General features: G+C 61.7%; 2 protein-coding genes. Both read right to left on the reverse strand.

Features of this window, described 5'->3' with window-relative positions:
• Window positions 1-150, reverse strand: a 150-nt coding sequence (locus JHD07_RS18790) for an acetamidase/formamidase family protein (RefSeq protein ID WP_291624645.1), incomplete at its 3' end; no start/stop codon positions are given.
• A 28-nt stretch (window positions 151-178) separates the two neighbouring features.
• Window positions 179-835: urea ABC transporter ATP-binding subunit UrtE (gene urtE, locus JHD07_RS18795; RefSeq protein WP_291624644.1), on the reverse strand; the 657-nt coding region annotated here is incomplete at its 5' end.

Here is an 835-nt window from a genome sequence, read left to right on the forward strand (position 1 = left end):
GCCGCCGGTCCAGTCATAGGTCTCGATGATGAAGTCGTCGCCGGGATTGACCCAGGCCACGATCGGAATGTCGGGGTGCCAGCGATTATGCACCATGTCGTTTTCATAGGCCGACTTGGTGAGATCGACCTTGATCAGTGTCTCTGGCATCGAGAGGCTCCCCTTTGACTACGGTTGGTTAGACGGACAGATATTTCGAGACCTGTGCGGCATCGACGGCGTCGCGCGGATCGTCACGCACGATCTCTCCGTTCTCGATCACCAGAACGCGATCGGCGATGTCGAGCGCGAAGCTCAGCACCTGTTCGGAGACGACGATCGAGAGGCCCTTCTCGTCGCGGATGCGCTTCAACGTGCGCGCCATCTCCTTGATGATCGAGGGCTGGATGCCTTCGGTCGGCTCGTCCAGCAGCAGCACCTTCGGCTTGGTCGCGAGCGCACGCGCGATCGCCAATTGTTGTTGTTGCCCGCCGGAAAGATTGCCGCCGCGGCGGCCCTTCATCTCCAGCAGCACCGGAAACAATTCGTAGATGTCGTCTGGCACCTCGGACCCACCGGACACGACGAGCCCGGTCTCGATGTTCTCCTTCACGGTCATGGTGGAGAAGATCATGCGGCCCTGCGGCACATAGGCGAGGCCCTTGGCGACGCGCTCGAAGCTCTTGAGGTTGCCGAGCTCGGCGCCATCCATGTTCACCGAGCCGCTTTTCGCAGGCAGGATGCCCATCAGCGACTTCATCAGCGTGGTCTTGCCCATGCCGTTGCGGCCCATGATCGCCACGATCTCGCTCGGCGCGACCTTGACATTGAGCCCGTGCAGCACCTCGCTCTGGCC

The organism is Bradyrhizobium sp., from assembly GCF_016462955.1.
In the GTDB taxonomy this organism is placed as follows: Bacteria; Pseudomonadota; Alphaproteobacteria; order Rhizobiales; family Xanthobacteraceae; genus Bradyrhizobium.